21 protein-coding genes are annotated in these 21,039 nt (G+C 71.5%); 9 read left to right on the top strand and 12 right to left on the bottom strand.

Annotated elements, in window-relative coordinates:
- Positions 1 to 106 precede the first annotated feature (106 nt).
- The 4 genes from AC3WXD_RS04700 to AC3WXD_RS04715 are packed head-to-tail and all read left to right on the top strand — an operon-like array spanning position 107 to position 4,331.
- The gene (locus tag AC3WXD_RS04700) at positions 107 to 991 is read left to right on the top strand and encodes a LysR family transcriptional regulator (RefSeq protein WP_492323147.1); all 885 of its coding nucleotides are present in this window, start codon (positions 107 to 109) and stop codon (positions 989 to 991) included.
- Positions 984 to 2,264 (top strand): YbfB/YjiJ family MFS transporter, encoded by a 1,281-nt coding sequence (locus AC3WXD_RS04705; protein ID WP_492323148.1) that lies wholly within the window; start codon positions 984 to 986, stop codon positions 2,262 to 2,264. The genes AC3WXD_RS04700 and AC3WXD_RS04705 overlap by 8 nt, the downstream gene beginning before the upstream one ends.
- Positions 2,261 to 3,379: an NAD(P)H-dependent flavin oxidoreductase gene (locus AC3WXD_RS04710; RefSeq protein ID WP_492323149.1), complete on the top strand. Its 1,119-nt coding sequence runs from the start codon at positions 2,261 to 2,263 to the stop codon at positions 3,377 to 3,379. The genes AC3WXD_RS04705 and AC3WXD_RS04710 overlap by 4 nt, the downstream gene beginning before the upstream one ends.
- A 40-nt stretch (positions 3,380 to 3,419) precedes the next feature.
- Complete coding sequence (locus AC3WXD_RS04715) at positions 3,420 to 4,331, top strand: LysR family transcriptional regulator (protein ID WP_492323150.1); 912 nt, start codon at positions 3,420 to 3,422, stop codon at positions 4,329 to 4,331.
- 1 nt (position 4,332) lies between these two features.
- Here AC3WXD_RS04715 and AC3WXD_RS04720 read toward each other — a convergent pair whose 3' ends face one another.
- The 5 genes from AC3WXD_RS04720 to AC3WXD_RS04740 form a co-directional block, all read right to left on the bottom strand.
- Positions 4,333 to 4,833: a RidA family protein gene (locus tag AC3WXD_RS04720; RefSeq protein WP_492323151.1), complete on the bottom strand. Its 501-nt coding sequence runs from the start codon at positions 4,831 to 4,833 to the stop codon at positions 4,333 to 4,335.
- 67 nt (positions 4,834 to 4,900) lie between these two features.
- Positions 4,901 to 5,638, bottom strand: a complete 738-nt coding sequence (locus AC3WXD_RS04725) for an SDR family NAD(P)-dependent oxidoreductase (protein ID WP_492323152.1) — start codon at positions 5,636 to 5,638, stop codon at positions 4,901 to 4,903.
- A gap of 309 nt (positions 5,639 to 5,947) precedes the next feature.
- Positions 5,948 to 6,424: a nuclear transport factor 2 family protein gene (locus tag AC3WXD_RS04730; protein ID WP_020201079.1), complete on the bottom strand. Its 477-nt coding sequence runs from the start codon at positions 6,422 to 6,424 to the stop codon at positions 5,948 to 5,950.
- A 171-nt stretch (positions 6,425 to 6,595) separates the two neighbouring features.
- Complete coding sequence (locus AC3WXD_RS04735; protein WP_029043201.1) at positions 6,596 to 7,216, bottom strand: flavin reductase family protein; 621 nt, start codon at positions 7,214 to 7,216, stop codon at positions 6,596 to 6,598.
- 143 nt (positions 7,217 to 7,359) lie between these two features.
- Positions 7,360 to 8,064 (bottom strand): GntR family transcriptional regulator, encoded by a 705-nt coding sequence (locus tag AC3WXD_RS04740; RefSeq protein ID WP_052165779.1) that lies wholly within the window; start codon positions 8,062 to 8,064, stop codon positions 7,360 to 7,362.
- A 40-nt stretch (positions 8,065 to 8,104) separates the two neighbouring features.
- On the opposite strand from AC3WXD_RS04740, the gene AC3WXD_RS04745 reads away from it, so the two are divergent.
- The 3 genes from AC3WXD_RS04745 to AC3WXD_RS04755 all read left to right on the top strand — a co-directional run bounded on the left by AC3WXD_RS04745 (position 8,105) and on the right by AC3WXD_RS04755 (position 11,311).
- Positions 8,105 to 8,326 (top strand): hypothetical protein, encoded by a 222-nt coding sequence (locus tag AC3WXD_RS04745; RefSeq protein ID WP_492323153.1) that lies wholly within the window; start codon positions 8,105 to 8,107, stop codon positions 8,324 to 8,326.
- A gap of 59 nt (positions 8,327 to 8,385) precedes the next feature.
- Positions 8,386 to 9,360, top strand: coding sequence for a Bug family tripartite tricarboxylate transporter substrate binding protein (locus AC3WXD_RS04750; RefSeq protein WP_492323154.1), 975 nt, complete (start codon positions 8,386 to 8,388; stop codon positions 9,358 to 9,360).
- A gap of 550 nt (positions 9,361 to 9,910) precedes the next feature.
- On the top strand, positions 9,911 to 11,311 hold the full coding sequence (locus AC3WXD_RS04755) for an NCS2 family permease (RefSeq protein ID WP_020201073.1): 1,401 nt from the start codon (positions 9,911 to 9,913) through the stop codon (positions 11,309 to 11,311).
- Positions 11,312 to 11,420: 109 nt separating this feature from the next.
- Here the strand turns inward: AC3WXD_RS04755 and metC are convergent, their stop codons facing one another.
- Genes metC through AC3WXD_RS04780 form a run of 5 tightly spaced genes read right to left on the bottom strand, consistent with a single transcriptional unit; the run spans position 11,421 to position 15,886 of the window.
- The gene (metC, locus tag AC3WXD_RS04760; protein WP_492323155.1) at positions 11,421 to 12,626 is read right to left on the bottom strand and encodes a cystathionine beta-lyase; all 1,206 of its coding nucleotides are present in this window, start codon (positions 12,624 to 12,626) and stop codon (positions 11,421 to 11,423) included.
- A gap of 28 nt (positions 12,627 to 12,654) precedes the next feature.
- Complete coding sequence (locus AC3WXD_RS04765) at positions 12,655 to 13,512, bottom strand: amino acid ABC transporter ATP-binding protein (RefSeq protein ID WP_020201071.1); 858 nt, start codon at positions 13,510 to 13,512, stop codon at positions 12,655 to 12,657.
- Positions 13,499 to 14,305 (bottom strand): amino acid ABC transporter permease, encoded by an 807-nt coding sequence (locus tag AC3WXD_RS04770; RefSeq protein ID WP_020201070.1) that lies wholly within the window; start codon positions 14,303 to 14,305, stop codon positions 13,499 to 13,501. Before AC3WXD_RS04770 ends, AC3WXD_RS04765 begins: the two co-directional genes overlap by 14 nt.
- Positions 14,292 to 15,038, bottom strand: coding sequence for an amino acid ABC transporter permease (locus AC3WXD_RS04775; protein ID WP_492323156.1), 747 nt, complete (start codon positions 15,036 to 15,038; stop codon positions 14,292 to 14,294). Before AC3WXD_RS04775 ends, AC3WXD_RS04770 begins: the two co-directional genes overlap by 14 nt.
- Positions 15,038 to 15,886: a transporter substrate-binding domain-containing protein gene (locus AC3WXD_RS04780; protein WP_492323157.1), complete on the bottom strand. Its 849-nt coding sequence runs from the start codon at positions 15,884 to 15,886 to the stop codon at positions 15,038 to 15,040. Before AC3WXD_RS04780 ends, AC3WXD_RS04775 begins: the two co-directional genes overlap by 1 nt.
- A gap of 262 nt (positions 15,887 to 16,148) precedes the next feature.
- On the opposite strand from AC3WXD_RS04780, the gene AC3WXD_RS04785 reads away from it, so the two are divergent.
- Positions 16,149 to 17,156, top strand: coding sequence for a tripartite tricarboxylate transporter substrate binding protein (locus AC3WXD_RS04785; protein WP_020201067.1), 1,008 nt, complete (start codon positions 16,149 to 16,151; stop codon positions 17,154 to 17,156).
- A gap of 31 nt (positions 17,157 to 17,187) precedes the next feature.
- Here AC3WXD_RS04785 and AC3WXD_RS04790 read toward each other — a convergent pair whose 3' ends face one another.
- Positions 17,188 to 18,870 (bottom strand): rhodanese-like domain-containing protein, encoded by a 1,683-nt coding sequence (locus AC3WXD_RS04790; RefSeq protein WP_492323158.1) that lies wholly within the window; start codon positions 18,868 to 18,870, stop codon positions 17,188 to 17,190.
- 58 nt (positions 18,871 to 18,928) lie between these two features.
- Positions 18,929 to 20,149, bottom strand: coding sequence for a succinyldiaminopimelate transaminase (gene dapC / locus AC3WXD_RS04795; RefSeq protein WP_059411511.1), 1,221 nt, complete (start codon positions 20,147 to 20,149; stop codon positions 18,929 to 18,931).
- 258 nt (positions 20,150 to 20,407) lie between these two features.
- Between dapC and AC3WXD_RS04800 the strand changes: the two genes are divergently transcribed.
- Entirely contained in the window at positions 20,408 to 21,022 is a 615-nt protein-coding gene (locus tag AC3WXD_RS04800) for a cysteine dioxygenase family protein (protein WP_059411510.1), read from the top strand.
- Positions 21,023 to 21,039 lie beyond the last annotated feature (17 nt).

Here is a 21,039-nt window from a genome sequence, read left to right on the forward strand (position 1 = left end):
GCGCGCGGCAAGGTCTTCTTGACTTAATCATCCCAATAAATGATAGTTAACTGAAATTTGTTCTTTTTTAAAGAACAAACTTCAATCCCATATCGAGGAACCCGCCGTGGATCTGGCCGAGCTGGAAATCTTCAGGACGGTGGCGCGCGAGGAAAGCGTGACGCGCGCCGCCCGGGCGCTGGACCGCGTGCAGTCCAACGTCACCACGCGCGTCAAGCAGCTCGAGGAAGAGCTTGGCGTGGCGCTGTTCCTGCGCGACAGCAAGCGCATGACGCTCACGCCCGAAGGCCAGCGCTTCCTGGGCTACGCCGAGCAACTGCTGGCGCTGGCCGAGGAAGCCCGCCAGTCGATGCGCGCCGGCGCGCCCTCCGGCCGGCTGCGCGTGGGCAGCATGGAAAGCTCGGCCGCGGCGCGGCTGCCGCGCCCGCTGGCGCGCTACCACGGCAAGTGGCCGCAGGTGCAGATCGAGATCCAGACCGGCACCACGCAGGCGCTGGTGGACGCGCTGCTGGCGCACCGCATCGACTGCGCGGTGGTGGCGCATCCCGGCGAAGGCGCGCCGGACACGCTGGACATGGACGAGCTCGGCCCCGGGCTGGAAGGCAGCTTCCTGTTCTCCGAGGAACTGCTGCTGGTGCTGCCGCCCAGCCACCCGCCGGTGCGCGCGCCGCAGGACCTCGTGCTGCGCAGCCTGGCCACCTTCTCGCGCGGCTGCACCTACCGCCTGTGCGCCGAGAACTGGCTCGGCGGCGGCGCGGGTCCGCGCCCGGCGCTCAACATGCTGGAGCTGGCGTCCTACCATGCAATCCTGGCCTGCGTGACGGCCGGCTCGGCGGTCGCCATCGTGCCCCGCTCGCTGCTCGCGCTGCACCCGGACGCGGCGGGCCTGCAGACCGTGCCGGTGCGCACCGCGCATACCTTCCTGGTGCGCCGCCAGGGTTTCACGACCGCGGCATACCAGGCCTTCCTGCAGGAGCTGCAACATGGCTGAAGCCCGACCTGCCTGCGCCGCCCGGCCCGCCGGCGACATCGAGAGCAGCAGCGAGCGCGGCGCCGAGCGCGCCGGCGCGCCCTGGCTGCCGGCGCTGGCTGCCTCCCTGGTGCTGGCCGTCGGCATGGGCTTCGGCCGCTTCGCCTTCACCGGCATGTATCCGCTGATGGTGCGCGACGGGCTGCTGAGCGTCGGCGCCGGCTCGCTGGCCGCGTCCGCCAACTACGCGGGCTACCTGGCCGGCGCGCTCGCGGTGACGCGCCTGTCGCCGCGCGCCACGCCGCTGCTGTGCCGCATCGCGCTGGCCGGCACCGTGCTGTGCCTGCTCGTGCTGGCGCTGCCGGCGGCGCCGTGGTTCGTTGCCGGCACGCGCTTCGTGGCCGGCTTTTTCAGCGCGCTGGCGCTGGTGGCCGCCTCGGTGTGGCTGTTCCAGCTCGTGGGCCAGCCGCACGGCGCGCCGCTGCTGTTCGCGGGCGTGGGCAGCGGCATCCTGCTGTCGGCCGAGGCCATCGCCGCCGGCAACCTGGCCGGCTGGCGCAGTCCCGCGCTGTGGGCCGCGCTGGCCGCCGGCGCGCTGGCGCTGTCGCTGCCGGCATGGCGCCTGCTCGGCGGGCGGGCGCCGCCGCCGCCGCATCCGGCCGGCGCGGCCGTGGCCGCCGTCGGCGCGGCCGATGCTGCCGATGCCGCCAACGCGGCCAGCGTCCCGGGACCGTGGCCGCTGATCGCCAGCTATGGCCTGGCCGGCTTCGGTTACATCGTGACCGCCACCTACCTGCCGCTGTTCGTGCGCGACGCGCTCGGCCAGGTCGACCCGATCCACGTGTGGGCCGTGTTCGGCCTGGGCGCGGCGCCGTCGTGCTACCTGTGGCACGCCCTGCATGGGCGCCTCGGCACGCGGCGCGCGCTCGCGCTCAACCTGCTGGTGCAGGCCGCGGGCGTGATCCTGCCCGCGCTCAGCCATGCCGCGTGGTCCTACCTGGCCAGCGCGCTGCTGGTCGGCGGCACCTTCGTGGGCACCGTGACCATCGCCATGCCGGCGGCCAGGCGCGTGGCCCACGCGGTGCCATTCAACCTGCTGGCCGCCATGACCTCGGCCTACGGCGTCGGCCAGATCGCCGGGCCGCTGGCAGCGGGCGCGCTGATGGCCCGCAGCCACAGCTTCAACGGGCCGCTGGCCGCCGCCGCCGCGGCGCTGCTGGCGGCCGCCGCCGTCATCTTCGTGCGCGCGCCGGGAGCCGGCAAGCGCCCCTCTTCCGAAGGAGTCACGCAATGAACACCCCCAATTCCGCCACCCAGCCGCGCGCGCTGCTGTCCCGGCTCGGCCTTGCCGTGCCGCTCATCCAGGCGCCGATGGCCGGCATCGGCACGCCGGCGCTGGCCGCGGCCGTCTCGAATGCCGGCGGGCTGGGCTCGCTCGGCGTCGGCGCCACGGACGCCGAAGGCGCCCGCAAGATGATCCGCGACACCCGCGCCCTGACCGGCAAGCCGTTCAACGTCAACCTGTTCTGCCACGCGCCCGCGGTGGCGGACGCCGCGCGGGAGGCGCGCTGGCTGGCCTATCTCGCGCCGAGCTTCGCCGAGTTCGGCGCCACGCCGCCGGCCGCGCTGCGCGAGATCTACCAGAGCTTCGTGGCCGACGAAGCCATGTTCGCGATGCTGCTCGAGGAGCGCCCGGCGGTGGCGAGCTTTCATTTCGGCCTGCCGCCGCAGCCGTGGATCGCCGCGCTGCGCGAGGCCAGCATCTACCTGATGGCCACCGCCACCAGCGTGGAAGAGGCCCGCCAGGTGGCCGACGCCGGCGTGCACGCCATCGTGGCGCAGGGCGTGGAAGCGGGCGGCCATCGCGGCATCTTCGAGCCGGCCGCGCGCGACGAGCGGCTCGGCACGCTGGCGCTGGTGCGCCTGCTGGTGCGCAACACCACGCTGCCCGTGGTGGCGGCCGGCGGCATCATGGACGGCGCCGGCATCGCCGCCGCGCTGGCGCTGGGCGCGCAGGCCGCGCAGCTCGGCACCGCCTTCGTGCCGTGCCCGGAAAGCGCGGCCGACGCCGCCTACCGCGCCGCCCTGCTCGCCGGCCAGCCGGTCCGCACCACGCTGACGCGCTCGGTGTCCGGGCGCGCCGCGCGCGGCATCGTCAACCGGCTGACCGAGCTGGGCGAGGCGCCGGACTGCCCGCCGATCCCCGACTACCCCATCACTTACGACGCCGGCAAGGCACTGCACGCCGCGGCCAAGGCACGGGGCAGCGCCGGCTTCGCCGCGCAGTGGGCCGGCCAGGCCGCGCAACTCTCGCGCAGCCTGCCGGCGGCGGAGCTGGTGGCGCAGCTGCGCGCGGAGCTCGCGCAGGCGGTGGCGGACCTCGCCCACGCCGCCGGCGCCGCCGCCTGAATCAGGCCAGAACCCGAACGGGAACGCGGATGACACACCGATGAAGCGCCAGTTCGACGACCTCCAGCTTGGCAGCATCGAGCTGTTCTGCCTGGCGGCGGAACTGGGCGGCTTCACCGCCGCGGCGGTGGCGGCCAGCGTCACGCCGGCGGCGGTGAGCCGCTCGGTGTCGCGGCTGGAAGAGCGGCTCGGCGTGCGGCTGTTCGTGCGCACCACGCGGCAGATCCGCCTGACCGACGAAGGCCGCGCGTATTTCGAGCGGGCCCGGCGCGCGCTGTCGCAACTGGTGGACGCCGAGCGCGAAGCCACCGGCCAGCACGCCAGCCCGGCCGGCCTGCTGCGCATCAGCCTGCCCACGCCCTACGCGCATTACCGCGTGCTGCCGGTGCTGCCCGAGTTCCGGGCGCGCTACCCGCAGGTGGAGATCGAGACTCACATCAGCAACAGCAACGTGGATTTCGCCGACGACGGCTTCGACCTCGCGGTGCGCGGCCGCGCGCCGGACGACTCCAATCTCATCGCGCGCAAGCTGGAGGACGCCGAGCTGGTGCTGGTGGCGGCGCCGTCCTACCTCGCGCGCGCCGGCGTGCCCGGCACGCTGGACGCGCTGCAGGCGCACGACTGCATCCAGTTCGAGCTGCCCAGCAGCGGCCGGCGCATTCCGTGGCTGTTCATGGAGGACGGCGAGCTGGCCGAGGTGGCCACGCGCGGCGGCTACGGCTGCTCGGACGACGTGCTCGGCGGCGTCACGCTGGCGCGCAGCGGCGCGGGCCTGTTCCAGACCTACCGCTTCGTGGCGGAGCAGGAGCTGCGCGATGGCCGGCTGGTGGAGCTGCTGCCGCAATTCGGCGGCGCCAGCCGGCCCTTCGTGCTGCTTTATCCGCATGCGCGGCATATGTCGTCGCGCGTGCGGGCCTTCGTCGATTTCCTGGTCGACAAGTTCGCCGGCTAGCTCAGGCCGGGGACACGCGCGGCGCGGGCGCCGTCGGCGCGATCGGCGTGACCTGCGCGATCACCACCAGGATCACCGCGGCATCGGCCGGCAGCTGCGTCTGCGAGAACGCGGCGCGCGCGTGCCCGGCCTTGTCGCCCAGCACCGCGGCGAACAGGTCGGAGGCGCCGTCGAGCACGGCCGGCTGGCCGAAGAAGCCCCGCGCGCTGCTGACGTGCCCCTCCACGCGGACGATGCGCGTCAGCCGGTCGAAGCCGCCCAGGTGCGCGCGGATCTGCGCCAGCACGTTGAGCGCGGCCAGTTGCGCCGCCTGGCGCCCGTCTTCCGGCGTCAGCCCGGCGCCGACCTGGCCCCGGTACAGGAGCTTGCCGTCGCGCAGCGGCAGTTGCCCCGAGATGAACAGCAGGTCGCCGGCCTCGCTCGCCGCCGTATAGCTGCCGAGCGGCTGCGGCGGCGCCGGCAGCGTCAGCCCGAGCGCCGCGATGCGTTGTTCCACTGACATGATCGTCTCCGTCATGTTGCCCGCATGCCGGGCGGCAACGGCATGGCCGCCGCCCCGCATGGCCTGCTTACCAGCGGCCCGCCGTCGCGCCGCCGTCCACCGGCAGCACCACGCCGCTGGTGAACGCCGCGCCGGTCAGGTACAGCACCGCGTCCACCACGTCCCTGACCTGCCCGATCTCGCCGCTGGGCGACAGCGTCTTGAGGAAGTCATGCGTGCCGGCACCGTGCAGCGGCGTATCGATGATCCCGGGCGCGACCGCCGACACCTTGACCCCGTGCGGCGCCAGTTCCAGCGCCAGGCCGCGCGTGGCGTGGTTCAGGCCGCCCTTGATCAGCACCGGCAGCAGCGCCGGCACCTGCGCGGTCGGCTGCATGGCGAGGCTGGCGGTAATGCTGACGATATGTCCCGCGCGATTCGCGCTCATATGCGCGGCGGCCTGCTGGGTAATATAGAAAAATCCCTTGAGGTTGGTATTGACGATATTCTCGACGTCCTCCTCGGTATATTCGCCGACCGGCTTGGCGATAAAGATGCCGGCATTATTGACCAGCACGTCGACCTTGCCGAAGCGCGCGCTGGCGCGCTCGAAGATGGCGCGCGCGGTGGCGGGCAGCGCGATGTCGCCGGCCACCGGCAGGAAGTTGTCGGGATGGCCCAGGCGCGCGGCGGCGGCGTCCAGCCGTTGCTGCGTGCGGGCGTTGCCCACCACGTTGTCGCCGCGCGCGAGATAGGCCTCGGCCAGGGCGAAGCCGATGCCGCTGGAAGCGCCGGTGATGACGACGGTCTTGGGATGGTTGCTCATTGCAGACTCCAAATGGTTTGACGGTTGGAAAATCGCGCCGTTAATCGATCAATTCAGTCGGGCGATTCATCGCGGATCTCGGTGTCGGCTGCTTGTCGGAAAATGCCAGAAACCTTGAGTCGAACTATAGGCAGGCGCCGCGGCGGGATAAACGGGCGGCCCGGCACATGACTTGATACATGGCGGAACAAGTCGCGGCGCGCCGGCGGGAGAATGCCGAGCGGGAATGAGGGGAAGGGAAAAGCAGAAGCGAAAACGCCGCCGCCCGGATCGGGACGGCGGCGTTCCCGCAAGAACACGACGGCGCGCTTACAGCCCGAGGTCGCTCAGGCCGGGATGGTCGTCCGGGCGGCGGCCCAGCGGCCAGAAGAACTTGCGGTCGGACTCCTTGATCGGCGCGTCGTTGATGCAGGCGAAGCGGCGCTGCATCAGGCCGGCCTCGTTGAACTCCCAGTTCTCGTTGCCGTAGGAGCGGTACCAGTTGCCGGAATCGTCATGCCATTCGTAGGCAAAGCGCACGGCGATGCGGTTGCCGTCGAAGGCCCACAGTTCCTTGATCAGGCGGTAGTCGAGCTCCTTCTGCCACTTGCGCGTCAGCAGGCCGACGATGGCTTCGCGGCCGTTGACGAACTCGGCGCGGTTGCGCCATGCGCTGTCGACGGTGTAGGCCAGCGACACGCGCTCGGGGTCGCGGCTGTTCCAGCCGTCTTCGGCGCCGCGCACCTTCTGGATGGCGGTCTCGCGGGTGAACGGGGGAAATGGCGGACGGGATTCGGCTTGGGACATGGGTGTTCTCCTGGCTAGGGTGCGGCTGGGGCGCAGTTGGGGATGAAGAAATGATACAGATCTGTCTACACATTGTTTGAGTAGACAGGTCTGTATGTCAAGGAGAAATTCGAAAACCCCCACGGCGGACGGCCCGCGGGCCGCCGCCCGCACCCCGCCCGCACCCCGCGCTCAGCCCGGGCGCCGCATGCGGAACAGCATCTCGGGCACGATCTCGAAGTAGTCCGCCGGACCGCCGCCGCGCAGGATCGGCCGGGCGGCGGCCGTGTCATAGATGCCGTCCTTGAACAGCGACTTCTCCACGTGCACGCCGACCACCTCGCCCAGCACCAGCCATGTGGGCACCTTGTGGCCGTCCGCGCCCTGGAGCTGGATCAGCTGCGTGAGCTTGCACTCGAACGAGACCGGGCTTTCCGCCACGCGCGGCACCGCCACCATGCGCGAGGCCGCCGGCGTCAGGCCGGCCAGCGCGAATTCGTCCACCTCGGGCGGCACCGCCGCGCAACTGGCGTTCATCTGCTCGGCCAGCGCGCGCGTGGCGAGGTTCCAGCAGAACTCGCCGGTCTGCTCGATGTTGCGCACGCTGTCCTTGTAGCCCACGCTCGAGAACCCGACGATCGGCGGCGTGTAGTTGAAGGCGTTGAAGAAGCTGTACGGCGCGAGATTGGCGATGCCGTCGGCGGCGCGCGAGGAGATCCAGCCGATCGGGCGCGGCCCGACGATGGCGTTGAAGGGATCGTGCGGCAGGCCGTGGCCGCGCGCGGGTTCGTAGAAGTAGAAGTCGTGGGACACGGAGCGGGACACCCGGGAAAGACTGCGTTGAAGACCATGCCGGGCGGCGCAGGGGCCGCCCGGCAAGCTGCCTGCGATGCTACCAGTTGCGGGCGCCGCGCGTTTTGTGGCGCCGCGTTGTGGCGTCACGTCATGGCGCCACGTCACGGCGCCGCGGGCTCGTCGTAGGCGTCCCGCGCCAGCAGCACGAGGTCCGCGATGGCCTTGCCGCCCGCGGAGACATGCGCGCGCATGGCCGCCGCCGCGGCATCCGCGTCGCCGGCGAGCACCGCCGCCACGATCGCGCCGTGCTCGCGGAACGAGCTGGGCACGCGCGCCGCGTTGATGAGCCCGCGCTGGCGCCAGTAGATCGCCAGGCGCCGGCGCAGCATGCGGATCTGCTCGGCGAGGTAGGGATTGGCGCCGGCGTGGTACAGCACGTCGTGGAAGGCGCGGTTGGCCTCCACGTAGCCGGGCGTGTCGGCCGCCTCGACGTAGGCGCGGCCCTGCTCGAAGGCCGCCGCCAGCGCGGTCCGGCCCGCCTCGGTGATGCGCTGCGTGGCCAGCCGCGCCACCACGCCCTCCATCTCGGCCAGCGTCTCGAACATCGCCACCAGCTCGGCCACCGTCGGCTTGTGTACGAAGATCCCGGCGCGCGGCGCGATCGTCACCAGCCCCTGCGCCGCCAGCATCAGCAGCGCCTCCCGCACCGGCGTGCGCGAGCTGTCGAAGCGCTCGGCCAGCGCGCGCTCGTCGAGCTGCGAGCCCGGCTTGAGCTTGCCCGCGTGGATGTCCGCCTCGATGGCCTCGCGCACGCGGTCCTGGAGCGACTGACCGGGTAAACCTCGATTTGACTGCTCTTTTGGCATATCTAGAATCGTCTTAAATATATCTATATATCAATCTTATATGCAAAACCACGGCGAGCCGCGGCTTCGCGTCGAAGAACGCGCAGCAATCATCACGTCGAGCCGCCCCAAGATGACCAGCCGCCTCAGCCCGCGCGACCTCGAGGTACTGCGCGAGCATATCAATGCCGTCGACGGCATGGAGCAGGCCCCGAACCGGATCGCGCGCGGCGGGCCCGCCGCGGAGCGCGGGAAGCGGCCGCCGGCGTTCGCCGGCAGCTAGGCGCGCGCAGCCCAAAAAACCGCGAAGAAAACGCGGACAAACCGAGAAAGGAGACAAGCATGACCAAGCGGCACCCGACCTTGCTGTTCATGACGATGGCCTGCGCGCTGGCCGGCCCGGCGCTGGCCTCGGACGCGTTCCCGTCCAGGCCGGTGCGCCTCGTGATCGGCTTTCCCGCCGGCGGCGGCGCCGACAACGTGGCGCGGCTGTACGGCGACGCGCTGTCCAAGGAACTGGGCCAGCCGGTCATCATCGACAACAAGCCGGGCGCCGGCACCACCATCGCCGCCGAAACCGTGGCCAAGGCGCCGCCCGACGGCTACACGCTGTATATCGCCACGGCCAGCGTGATGGGCGGCGACAAGGTGCTGTACAAGAACATCCACTACGAGCCCGCGGACTTCGCCCCGATCACGCGGCTGACGGTGTCGCCGCTGCTGCTGGCGGCCAACAAGGCGGCGGGCATCAACAGCGTGGCGGACCTCGTGGCCAGGGCGCGCCAGCAGCCCGGCTCGCTCAACTATTCGTCGTCCGGCAACGGCGTCATCACGCACCTGGCCGGCGTGCAGTTCGCCAAGCTGGCTGACGTGCGGCTCACCCACGTGCCGTACAAGGGCGGCGCGCCGTCCGCGCAGGCGGTCGCCGCCGGCGACGCGCAGCTTACCTTCGCCACGCCGGCCTCGGTGCAGGCGGTGATCGACACCGGCAAGGTGGTCGGCATCGCCGTGACCTCGGCCACGCGCTCGCCGGTGCTGCCCAACTACCCGACCATCGCCGAGGCCGGCATCAAGGGCTACGACATAACCAACTGGTACGGCCTGTTCGCGCCCGCGCAGACCCCGCCCGCGGTGATCGACAAGCTGTTCGCCGCCTCGGCCAGGGCGCTCGCCAGGCCCGATCTGCGCGCGCGGTTGGCCAGCCGCGGCGAGGAGGTCTCGCCGTCGGCCTCGCCGGCCGAGTTCAGGCAGTTCGCGCTGCGCGAAGGCAAGACCGTGACCGAGCTCACGCTCAGCAGCGGCGCCCGCATCGACTGACTTCCCGCGTTCGCCCAAGGAGCAAGATGAACCGCAATGCCGCGGACCGCCCGCTCGCGGGCTTCACCGCCGCGCCGCGGCTCGATCAGCATCGCGAGGCGTCGCTGGCGGAATTCGCGGCGGCGCGCGACGACTGACCGCTGACGACGGCGGCATCACCGGCTGTTGTCTCCGCTCTCCCGCGAAGTGGGCGAGCGGAGACAACCATCGGCATCTGAACCGGGGCGGCGCTACACGAAGCGCATGCCAGCCTCGTGCGCCGACCGGCGCCCTTTCCCTCATACAAAAGCCGCAATGCCCGCCATGCGCCGCCGCGTATGGAGAATCGCCGCGTCTCCCTTAGTCTTCGCCATGCCGGACCACGGCCGCCAGCACGGAGTGGCGTCCACGTGGCCGGCACCCGCGCACCGCGGCATGCAGTGCAGCGCGCGGCACAGGCAACCGGCCTGTGCCGCCGCACCCGCCCGGCGACGACGAAAACAAAGCGAGACAGCCCGGATGCGAGTGGCGACGCCACCGCCCCGGCGCACCACAAAGGAGACACTCCGCCATGCTTGAGCAGCCCTTCCCCGGCACCGATGCCGTCGAGGCCAAGGCCGTCGATGCGATCGAAGCCATCGAGGTCAACGGATTCCTCGACAAGTATTTCCAGATCAGCGCGCGCGGCAGCACCGGCCGCCGCGAGGCCGTGGCCGGCGTGACCACGTTCATGGCGATGGTCTACTCGGTCTTCGTGGTGCCGGGCATGCTCGGCAAGGCGGGCTTCGACACCAGCGCGGTGTTCGTCGCGACCTGCCTGACCGCGGCCTTCGGCTCGCTGCTGATGGGCATGTGGGCGCGGCTGCCGATCGCCATCGGCTGCGCCATCTCGCTGACCGCGTTCACCGCGTTCGGGCTGGTGCTGGGCCAGGGCCTGTCGCCGGCGGTGGCGCTTGGCGCGATCTTCCTGATGGGCGTGGTGTTCACCGCGATTTCCGTCACCGGCGTGCGCGCGTGGATCCTGCGCAACCTGCCGGCCGGCGTGGCGCACGGCACCGGCATCGGCATCGGCCTGTTCCTGCTGCTGATCGCCTCCAGCGACGTGGGCCTGGTGGTGAAGAACGCCGGCGCCGGCCTGCCGGTCTCGCTGGGCAAGATCACGGCCTTCCCGGTGGTGATGTCGATCGTCGGGCTGGCCGCCATCTTCGGGCTGGAGCGGCGCCGCGTGCCGGGCGGCATCCTGCTGGTGATCGTCGCCATCTCGGCGCTGGGGCTGGCCTTCGACCCCGCGGTCAGGTTCGGCGGCGTGTTCGCGCTGCCCGCGCTGAGCGCGCCGGGGCACGCCTCGCTGATCGGCGCGATGGACATCAAGGGCGCGCTCTCGCTGGCGGTGCTGCCGAGCGTGCTGGCGCTGGTGATGACCGCCGTGTTCGACGCCACCGGCACCATCCGCGCCGTGGCCGGGCAGGCCGGCCAGCTCGACGAGAAGGGCCGGATCCCCAACGGCGGCCGCGCGCTGACCGCCGATTCGCTCAGCTCGATCTTCTCGGCGTGCTTCGGCGGCGCGCCGGCCGCGGCCTACATCGAATCGAGCGTGGGGGTGGCCGCCGGCGCCAAGACGGGCCTCGCCGCGGTGGTGGTGGGCCTGCTGTTCCTGGCGGTGATCTTCTTCTCGCCGCTGGCCGCGCTGGTGCCGTCCTATGCCACCGCGCCCGCGCTGATGTATGTCGGCCTGCTGATGCTCGGCAGCGTCGGCAAGCTGCATATGGACGATCTGGTCGACGCGATGGCCGGCCTGGTGTGCGCGGTGTTCATCGTGCTGACCTGCAATATCGTCACCGGCATCATGCTGGGCTTCTGCACACTGGTGATCGGCCGCGTGGTGGCCGGCGAATTCCGCAAGCTCAACGTGGGCACGGTGGGCATCGCGCTGGCGCTGGCGGTGTTCTACGCGGGCGGATGGGCGATCTGACGGCCGCGGCCCGCGACCGCGTACTGGAAGCCGGCGCACGATGACGCCGGCTTCTTTGGAGGCGGATGACAGCCGCGAGCCGGCCCCCGCCTCCTCTTTTCCCGCGGCCTCAGGCCGCCGCGCGCGGCCGCGCCGCCTGGCGCTGCGTCGCCGCCAGTCCCTGCTCCAGATCCGCGATCAGGTCCGCCGCCGCCTCCAGTCCCACGTGCAGCCGGATCACCGGCTCGCTGCCGCGCCAGTAGGAATGCTCGGCCAGCCGTTCCCGCGCCGCCACCTGCGCCAGGCTTTCATAACCGCCCCAGGAAGCGCCGAGCCCGAACAGCGCCAGCGCGTCGACCAGCGCGTTCGCCGCCGCCGCGTCGGCGCCCGGCAGCGTGAACGACACCAGCCCGTTGGCGCCCGAGAAATCGCGCCGCCACAGCGCGTGGCCCGGGTCGGACGGCAGCGCGGGATGGAACACGCGGCCCACGGCCTCGTGCCCTTCCAGGAACTGCGCCACCGCCAGCGCGTTGCGCTGGTGCTGGGCCAGCCGCACCGCCAGGGTGCGGATGCCGCGCAGCGCGAGGTAGGCATCGTCCGCGCTGATGGCCAGGCCGAAACTGTCGTAGGTCTCGGCGATGCGGCGCGCCAGCGCTTCGTCCTTGACCACCACCGCGCCCTGCATCAGGTCCGAATGGCCGCTGACGTACTTGGTCGAGGCCAGCACCGAGACGTCCACGCCCAGCGCGAGCGGCTGCAGCAGGTGGCCCGAAGCCCAGGTGTTGTCGGTGGCCACGGTCACGCCATACCGGTGCGCGATCTGCGACAGGCGCGGCAGGTCCAGCACTTCGTACAGCAGCGAGCTGGGCGACTCCAGGTACAGCAGCCGCGTGTTGGGGCGGATCAGCGTCTCCAGGTCATCCCGCGACGGCGAGAAATAGGTCAGCTCGATGCCGAGCCGGCGCAGCAGCGACTGGTCCAGCCGGCGCACCGGCGCGTAGACGCTGTCGGCCACCAGCGCGTGATCGCCCGGCGACAGCAGCGCCACGAACACCAGCGAGATCGCTGCCAGCCCCGAGGGCGCCAGGAAGGTGCGGCTGCCGCCTTCGAGCGCGGCCAGCGCATCCTCCAGCGCGCGGTGCGTGTCCATGCCCTGGCGCCCGTAGGAACTGACGCGCTCGCCGCGCGCGTGGCGGGCGCGGATGTCGTCGTAGGCGGCGGTGCTCTCGAAGCGCACGGTGCTGGTGCGCACCACCGGCACGTTGACCGGGCCGTGCCCGTCGGTAAACGGCGGCGTGCCGGCGTGGATCAGCTGGGTATCGCGATGGTGGCTCATGGTGCTCGGTGGTGGATGCGGGTGTGGCTCAGATGGCGAAGCGCAGCTTGTCGAAGCTGACGACGAAGGGATCGGCGGGCGGGCGCGCCTGGGCACCGAGCGCGCGGTTGAGGAAGGCGCGCGTGCGCTCGCTGCCGGGCGCGCTGAAGATGCGGCGCGCCGGGCCATGCTCGACGATGCGCCCGCCCTCGGTGAAATACACCTCGTCGCTGATTTCCTCGGCAAAGCGCATCTCGTGCGTGACCAGCAGGCAGGTCAGGCCTTCTTCCACGAGGTCGCCGATCACGGTCAGCACTTCGCCCACGGTTTCGGGGTCGAGCGCGGAGGTGACTTCGTCAAACAGGATCAGCTCGGGCTCCATCGCCAGCGCGCGCGCGATCGCCACGCGCTGCTGCTGGCCGCCGGACAGCTCACCCGGGTAGGCGCCGGCCTTGTCGGCCAGGCGCACCTTGCGCAGCAGCTCGATGGCGGTGTCCTCGGCCTGCGCGCGGCCGCGCCCCAGCACACGCAGCGGCGCGATGGTGAGGTTCTGCAGCACGGTCAGGTGCGGGAACAGGTTGTACTGCTGGAAGACGAAACCCACGCGCTTGCGCAGCGCGATGCGCTCGGCCTCGCCGCGCAGCTCGCGCACCGCCACGCCGCCCACGGTCACGCTGCCCTGCTGCGGCTCCAGCAGCCCGGTGATGCAGCGCAGGATGGTGGATTTGCCCGAGCCGGACGGCCCGATGATGGACACCGCCTGCCCGCGCCGCACGTCGAGGTCGATGCCCTTGAGCACCGCGTTGCCGCCGAAGGACAGGTGCACGTCGCGCAGGGCGACCAGCGGCGCGGCCGGCGCGGGGAGCGTAGCCAGCGCAGGGCCGTCGGCATGTTCAGGCAACAGCATGTTTTTGTTCCAGATAACGGGTGAAGCGCGAGATCGGGTAGCACCAGGCGAAGAACATCGCCATCACGACGAAGTAGATCAGCACGGTGAAGGCAGTCTGGTTGACGGTATTGCTGGCGATCTGCGCGGTGTCGAGCAGGTCGTGCACGCCCACCAGCGAAGCCAGCGCGGTGCCCATCGTCAGCGTGGCGTAGAGGTTCATCCACGGCGGCAGCATGCGCCGCACGCACTGCGGCACGATGATCAGGCGCAGGATCTGCCGGCGCGAGAACGCCATCGAGCTGGCCGCCTCCCACTGCGTGAGCGGGATCGACTGCACCGCGCCGCGCAGCACCTCGGCCACGTTGGCGCTGGCCGGCAGCGCCAGCCCCACCACCACCTTGAACCAGTCCGGGAACGGCAGGATGTGGCGGCCGATGTTGATCTCGAACGGGAACACGTAGGTGGAGAAATAGATCAGCACCAGCCACGGCGCGTTGCGGAACACCTGCACGTACCAGTGCGCGGGCCGCGCCAGCAGCGCCACCGGCGACAGCCGCAGCGCGCCCACCAGCAGCCCGCCGGCGGTGCCCAGCGCGATCGCCAGCACGCTCACGCCGATGTTGACCAGGAAGCCGCGCAGCAGCGCCGGCGACCACTGCCACGCGCCGGCCAGCGCGCGCGCGAGGTCGGGATGGCGGCTGGCCGCCACCGCCAGCGCGGCCAGCGGCAGCAGCCACAACAGGCCGGAGAAGCGCCGCGCCGCGGGCCAGGCGATGCCGGCGCGCGGCAGGCTTGAATCAGCGGTTGCCATAGCCGGGCATCCTCAGTCGGAGTTCGAGCCAGTTGCCGGCCCGGCTGACCACCCAGGTCAGCACGCCGAAGAACAGCAGCAACAGCACCATCAGTTCCAGCACGTTGTCGCGCTGGGTCCAGATCATGATCGAGGCGTAGGTGATGTCGCCCACGGCGATGGCCGACGCCACCGCGGTGGCCTTGACCAGCTCCACCGAGTTGTTGACCAGCGCCGGCAGCGCGAAGCGCAGCGCCAGCGGCAGCTGCACGCGCCACAGCAGCGTGCGGCGGTCGAAGCCGAGCGACGCCGCCGCCTCCAGCGTGACCTTGGGCACCGCCTCGATGCCGGCGCGCAGGGCCTCGGCGTGGAACACGCCCTTGTGCAGCGACAGCACCACCACCACCCACAGGAACGGCGTGAGCGGGTTGCTGCGCTGCGCGTCCTGCAAGGCGTGGGTGATCAGCATGTTGAGCACCAGGAAGGCGCAGTAGAGCTGCACCAGCGTCGGCGTATTGCGCGTGACCTCGACGAACGCGCGCGTGGCGCCGGCCACCAGCGCGTGGCGCGAGGTCAGCGCGGCGGCCAGCGCCACGCCCGCGACCAGGCTGCCGGCCAGCGTGCACAGCACCAGCTCCAGCGTGACCCAGGCGCCGTGCACGAAGGCGCCGCGGTCATAGGCGTCGGCCAGGAAGGCGTAGTTCAGGCCGAGGTGGCGCGCCCCCGCGATCAGTGCGGTGATCGCGGCATCCATCAGCCGCGGCCGCCCTTGAACTTGTCATGCAGCTCGGTGAGCGAAGGCGACGGCGGCAGGATGCCGTTCTTCTTCTCGGTGCCGATCAGCCAGCCGCTGCGGTGCCAGCCCTGCACCACGCGCTCGACCGCCTGGATGGTGTCCTGCTCGCCCTTGCGCGTCCAGATCACCGTGGGCGCGGGGTTCAGCTCGGGCAGCACGATGCGGTAGTTCTGCCATTCCGGGTTGCCGCGCACCAGCGGCTGCAGCAGCGTGTTGTCGTGCACGGCGCCGGCGCAGTTGTCGCCGCGCAGCGCCAGCAGGGACTCGGACGAGCCCTTGAAGCCCTTCGGGATCGCGCCGTACTCCACCTGCACCGGGCGTGTATAGCTGCTGCCCTGCGAGATGCACACGGTCTTGCCCTTGAGGTCTTCCCAGCGCTTGATGTCGCTCTGCTTGGGCACGATCACGGCACCGCCCACGCGGTAGTACGGCGTGGGCACGTAGCCGAGCTGCTCGCCGCGCTCGGGGGTGTATTCCATCGACGCGATCAGCACGTCGACCTTGCCCTGCTGCAGGAACTGCACGCGGTTGGACGGCTGCACCTGCACCGTCTCCAGCTCCACGTTGAGCTGCTTCGCGAGGTCCTGCGCGAGGTCCGCGTTGAAGCCGACCGGCTTCTGCGTGGCGGGGTCGATCGAGCCGAAGGCGCTGCCGGACAGCATCACGCCGACCACGATCTTGCCGCGCTGGCGGATCTTGTCGAGCGTGGCGTCCGCATGCGCGGCGCCGGCGAGGAAGGTGCCGGCCAGCAAGGCGGCGGCAAGGGCCGGCCAACGCGGCGACCGTGGCGAAAGATTGCGTGTCATGGTGTGCTTCTGGTTGTTATGCGTGTCGTCATGCCGCGCGCCGGCCAGCGCGCGGCAGCCGGTGCGGTCGACCAACTGTACGCAAAGGCCCGATGCCACGGAACGAATAAAAGAGGCAATCGTTATGCGCCGCGCGTTGCCACCGGGCACGCCGCATAACCATGCGCGGAAAGATTCGTTGGCCGCCGGCGGGGTGCGTTCCTAAGCTGTTCCTCCTCCTTCCATCCCGCACGTCCCGGCAACGCGCCGGGGCCGCAACGCCATGCAACGCCGCACTCTCTTTCGCACCTTCATCGGCCTCGGCGCCGCCGCCATCGCCGGCGCCCCGCTGCTGCTGCGCGCGCACGCCGCGCCCGCGGCCACCGAGGCCGACGCCTTTCCCGCGCACGCCGTGCGCATCGTGGTGCCGGTTGCCGCCGGCGGCAGCGCCGACAAGCTCGCGCGCACGCTGGCGCTCAAGCTCGGCGAGAAATGGGGCCAGCCGGTGGTGGTGGAAAACGTGGCCGGCGCCAGCGGCACGCTCGGCGCCGCGCAGGTGGCCAGGGCCAGGGCCGACGGCTACACCCTGCTGCTCGGCGGCGAGGGCGTGACGCTCAACGCCTCGCTGTTCAAGACGCTGCCCTACGACACGGCCCATGCGTTCCGCGGCGTGAGCAAGGCGGTCGTCAACCCGCAGATCCTGGTGGCGCGCCCGGACCTCGGCGTGCGCACGTTCCAGGACTACCTGGCGCTGGCCCGCAGGAAACCCGGAGAGGTGACGCTGGGCCTGCCCGGCAACGGCGGCATCGCCCACGTCGCGCACGAGATGCTGTCGCGCCAGGCCGGCATCCGCGTCAACTACATCCCGTATGCGGGCGGCGCGCCGGCCACGGTGGACCTGCTCGGCGGCCATATCGACGCCACCCTCATCACGCTCGCCGCCGTCACCGACTACGTGCGCGCCGGGCGCCTGACGGCGCTGGCCGTCACCACGCCCTATCGCTCGAAGGCGCTGCCGCAGGTGCCGACGATGGCCGAGGCCGGCGCCGCCGGCTTCGCCGTGGAAAGCTGGCAGGGCCTGATCGCGCCGGCCGCCACGCCCACGCCGGTGGTGGAGCGCATCAGCCGCGACGTGGCCGCCGTGCTCAGCGTGCCGGCCACGCGCAGCCAGCTGGAAGACGCGGGCTACGTGGTGGTGGGATCGACGGCGCAGGAACTCGATGCCACGCTGTCGAAGGACATGCCGCGCTATGCGGCGGTGATCGCGGCTTCGGGGATTTCGTTGCGGTGAGGGAAACAAACCCCCAGGGCTTTTGTACCTTTCAGGCCTTGCGATAGTCCACCAGCTTCACCGCCAGATCGCCATCGCGCCCGAGCTGGTCCACCAGCCCGATTTCCCAGTTCAGGTAGGCATGCATCTCGGCCTTGCGCCGGCCTTCGTCTTCGTAGGCGTAGGCGCTGTACCAGGCATCCTCGTCGCCGGTCAGCACGCGCGCGGCGGCGGCGGAGCCGGCCGGCGCGGCTTCGGCCGGCAGCCCCAGCGCCTGCCAGCGCGCGTTGCCGCCGAGCAGCGCGCGCACGTCGCGCCCGCTGGCGTGGCGCAGCGCCGCGGCCACCACCTGCGCCAGCACGCCGTCGGCGGAGGTGACGACGATCACGTCGGCCGGGCCGGCGTGGTCCAGCACCAGCGCCGCCTTTTCCGGCGTGGCGAACCAGGCGCCGGGAATGTGGCCGCGGCGGAAGGCCAGGCTGCTGTCGACGTCGGCCACCGTCACGCCGCCGCGCGCCTGCAGCGCGGACAGCGAAGCCGCCTCGATCCACGGCGCCTCGGCGGCCGAGGTGCGCAGCACGCGCACCGGCTCGGGCCCGGCCTCGCGCGCGGCGCGCGGATCGGCGCGGAACAGGAACACCTCGTGCCCGCTGAACTGGGCCAGCCATGCCGCCGTGGTCTGCGCGCGCACGCCGTCCCAGTCGGCCAGCACGATGCGGGCGCGGCGGGTGCCGGCGTAGGCGTCGGTGGCCTGCACCAGCTGCCCGCCGGGCGCGCTGCGCCAGCCCGGCAGGTGGCCGGCGGCGTATTCCTCGGGCGAGCGCACGTCGAAGCGGTACAGCGTGCGCTCGTGCGCCTGCTGCTCGAACGCGGCCAGTTGCGCGGCGTCGATGTGCCGCACGCCGGCGCGTCCGGCCACGCGGGCGGCGCGCTCGCGCGCCGTGGCCTGCGCGGCGTCGCCGGGCTGCGGGGCGAAGCGGGTCTGGCCGTGGTCGAGCGCGTAGCCGGCCAGCAGCCATGCCATCGTGCCGTCCTTGAGCGACACCACGCGGTTGGGAATGCCGGCGTTGATCAGCGTCTGCGCGCCGACGATGCTGCGCGTGCGGCCCGCGCAGTTGACCACCACCAGCGTGTCCGGGTCGGGCGCGATCTCGCCGATGCGGTAGACCAGCTCGGCGCCGGGGCAGTCCACCGCGCCGGGAATGCTCATGTTCTGGAATTCGCTGAACGGGCGGCTGTCCACCACCACCACGTTGTCGCCGCGCTGCTGGTGCAGGCGCAGCGCCTCGGCGGTGATCCACGGCGTGTGCAGCTCGTGCTCGATGACTTCGCCGAAAGCCTTGCTGGGCACGTTGGTGCCGCTGAACACTTCGTACCCGGCGGCCTGCCACGCGCGCGTGCCGCCGGCCAGCACCGAGACGTCGATGTAGCCGAAGCGCAGCAGCTTGCCGGCGGCGGCGTGGGCGAGGTCCTCGGCCAGGTCCGTCACCACGATGCGCGTGTTCCGGCGCGGCACCAGGCGGTCGATCACGGTTTCGAGCCGGCCCAGCGGCGCGGGCACGGCGAACAGCAGGTGCGCGCGTGAGAAGGCGCCCTCCTCGCGCGCGTCCAGCACGGCCAGCTCGCCGCCGCCGGCGATGGCATCCTTGAGCGCGGCCGGGCTTACCCGCGGATGGTCCGCGCGCGCGGCGGCGGGGTCGTCGGCAAAGGTCTGGGTCAGGTCGGTGATGGTCATGGCGGAGAAGAAAAAGGAGATCGTCGGATACGGCAAGGCGGCAACAAGCCGCGCGCGCTCAGGCAGCGGCCGGCTGCAACCCGCGCAGCAGGCTCACGAGGCGTTCCACGCCCTGCGCGCATTCCTCGGGGCTGGCGACCAGCGCGATGCGGACATGGCCCACGCCGGGGTTGTGGCCGTCGACCGTGCGCGCGAGGAAGGTGCCGGGCACCACGGCGAGGTTCTGCTCGGCCAGTAGCAGGCGCGTGAAGGCCACGTCGTCCAGCCCGCTGGCGCGGATGTCGAGCCACGCGAAGAAACCCGCCTGCGGCGCTTCCAGCCGCGCCACCTGGCGCAGGCGCGGCACGGCGAAATCGAACTTCTCGCGGTACAGGCGGCGGTTCTCCACCACGTGCGCCTCGTCGCGCCACGCGGCGAGGCTGGCGCCCTGCACGGCCGGGTTCAGCACGCCGCCGGAATAGCTGCGGTACTGGCGCAGCCGCGCCAGCACGTCGGCGTCGCCGGCGACGAAACCGGAGCGCAGGCCGGGCGCGTTGGAGCGCTTGGACAGGCTCGCCACCGCCAGCAGGCGGCGGCGGTCCCGGCCCAGCGCCTGCGCGGCGGCCAGCGCGCCGAGCGGCGGCGCGGCCTCGTCGAAATACAGTTCGGAGTAGCACTCGTCGGAGACCACGTGGAAGCCGTGGCGCTCGGACAGCGCCAGCACGTGGGCCCAGTCTTCCAGCGGATAGACGCGCCCGGACGGATTGTCCGGCGAGCACAGGTAGCACAGCCGCACGCGCGGCCAGACCTCGGCCGGCACCGCGTCCAGCGCGGCCACCAGCCCGCGCGCGGTGTCGATGTAATAAGGCTCGGCGCCGGCCAGCAGCGCCGCGCCCTCGTACACCTGGTAGCCGGGATTGCTGACCAGCACCACCGGCGCGCCCTCGCGCGGGCGGCTGGCGCCGAGCACGGCCTGCGCCAGGCTGAACAACCCGTCCTTGGCGCCGTTGACCGGCACGATCTCGCGCGCCGGGTCCAGGTCGCCCACGCCGTGGCGGCGCGCGATCCAGGCGGCGATGGCCTCGCGCAGCGCGTCGCTGCCGGGCACCTTGGGATAGCGGCCGATCTCGCCGGCGTGCCGCGCCAGCGCTTCCTCGATGAAGCGTGGCGTGGCATGGCGCGGCTCGCCCCAGCTGAAGCTGATCGGCGGCAGGCTGGTGCGCAGCGGCGTCTGTGCCGCCAGCGCCGCCAGTTTCTCCGTGGGATAGGGTTGCAGGCGTTCGTGCAGGGTCTGGCTCATGTGCGGTCTCCGTTCCGGGAACGGGGCCCGGCAATGGCTGGCCCCCGGGGCTTGCCCGGACCGGCTTGCGCCCAACTCTAAGAGCCGGGCAGGCGCCGCGGCAACGAATCTTTCCGTCATTGGAAATGCGAAGCGCGGCGCCCGCCCGACTGGGGCCTGGCGGCAAAACCGCATATGCATCGGCGATATTGTTCTTTCAACCGCCGCCGCGCACTCCGTAGAGTGGAGGCCTGCCGATCAGAACGAGGATTCCCCCAGATGACCATCCAGAGCCAGCGCAGCGCCGCCGTCGCCACCACCCTTGCCGAAGTCCGCGCCCTCACCAGCCAGCGCGACGTGGACCGCGCCACGCTCGAGCGCGTGACCCACGCCCTGCAGGCGCTGGCCGACAAGAAGGCGTTGTTCGGCTTCGCCGATTTCCCGCCGCCCGCCGACGGCACCGCCACCTCCACGCGCTACCGCCTGAGCGAGGAAGGCCAGTTGCCGGCGCTGTACCTGAACTCCATCGTTCCCGGCAAGAAGACCATCCCGCACAACCACGACACCTGGGCGGTGATCGTGGCCGTGCAGGGCGACGAGCTGAACCGCGTCTACCGCCGCACCGACGACGGCAGCGATCCCGCCCGCGCCGCGCTGGCGCTGGAGCGCGAGCAGGTGGTGCGCCCCGGCGCGCCGATCGCCTTCCTGCCGCAGGACATCCACAGCATCCACGTGGTGGGCGACGCGCCCACGCTGCATTTCCACCTCTACGGCCGCCCGCTGGAAGCGCTGACCGGGCGCATCGGCATCGAGCCGGAGACCGGCCGCATCGTCAACTACAACACCACCCAGATGAACCGCAGCGAACAGGTCCCGGCCCAGGCCGCGGCCTGAAGCGCCGTCCATCCCAG

Source organism: Cupriavidus sp. FW216-B1, assembly GCF_058789195.1.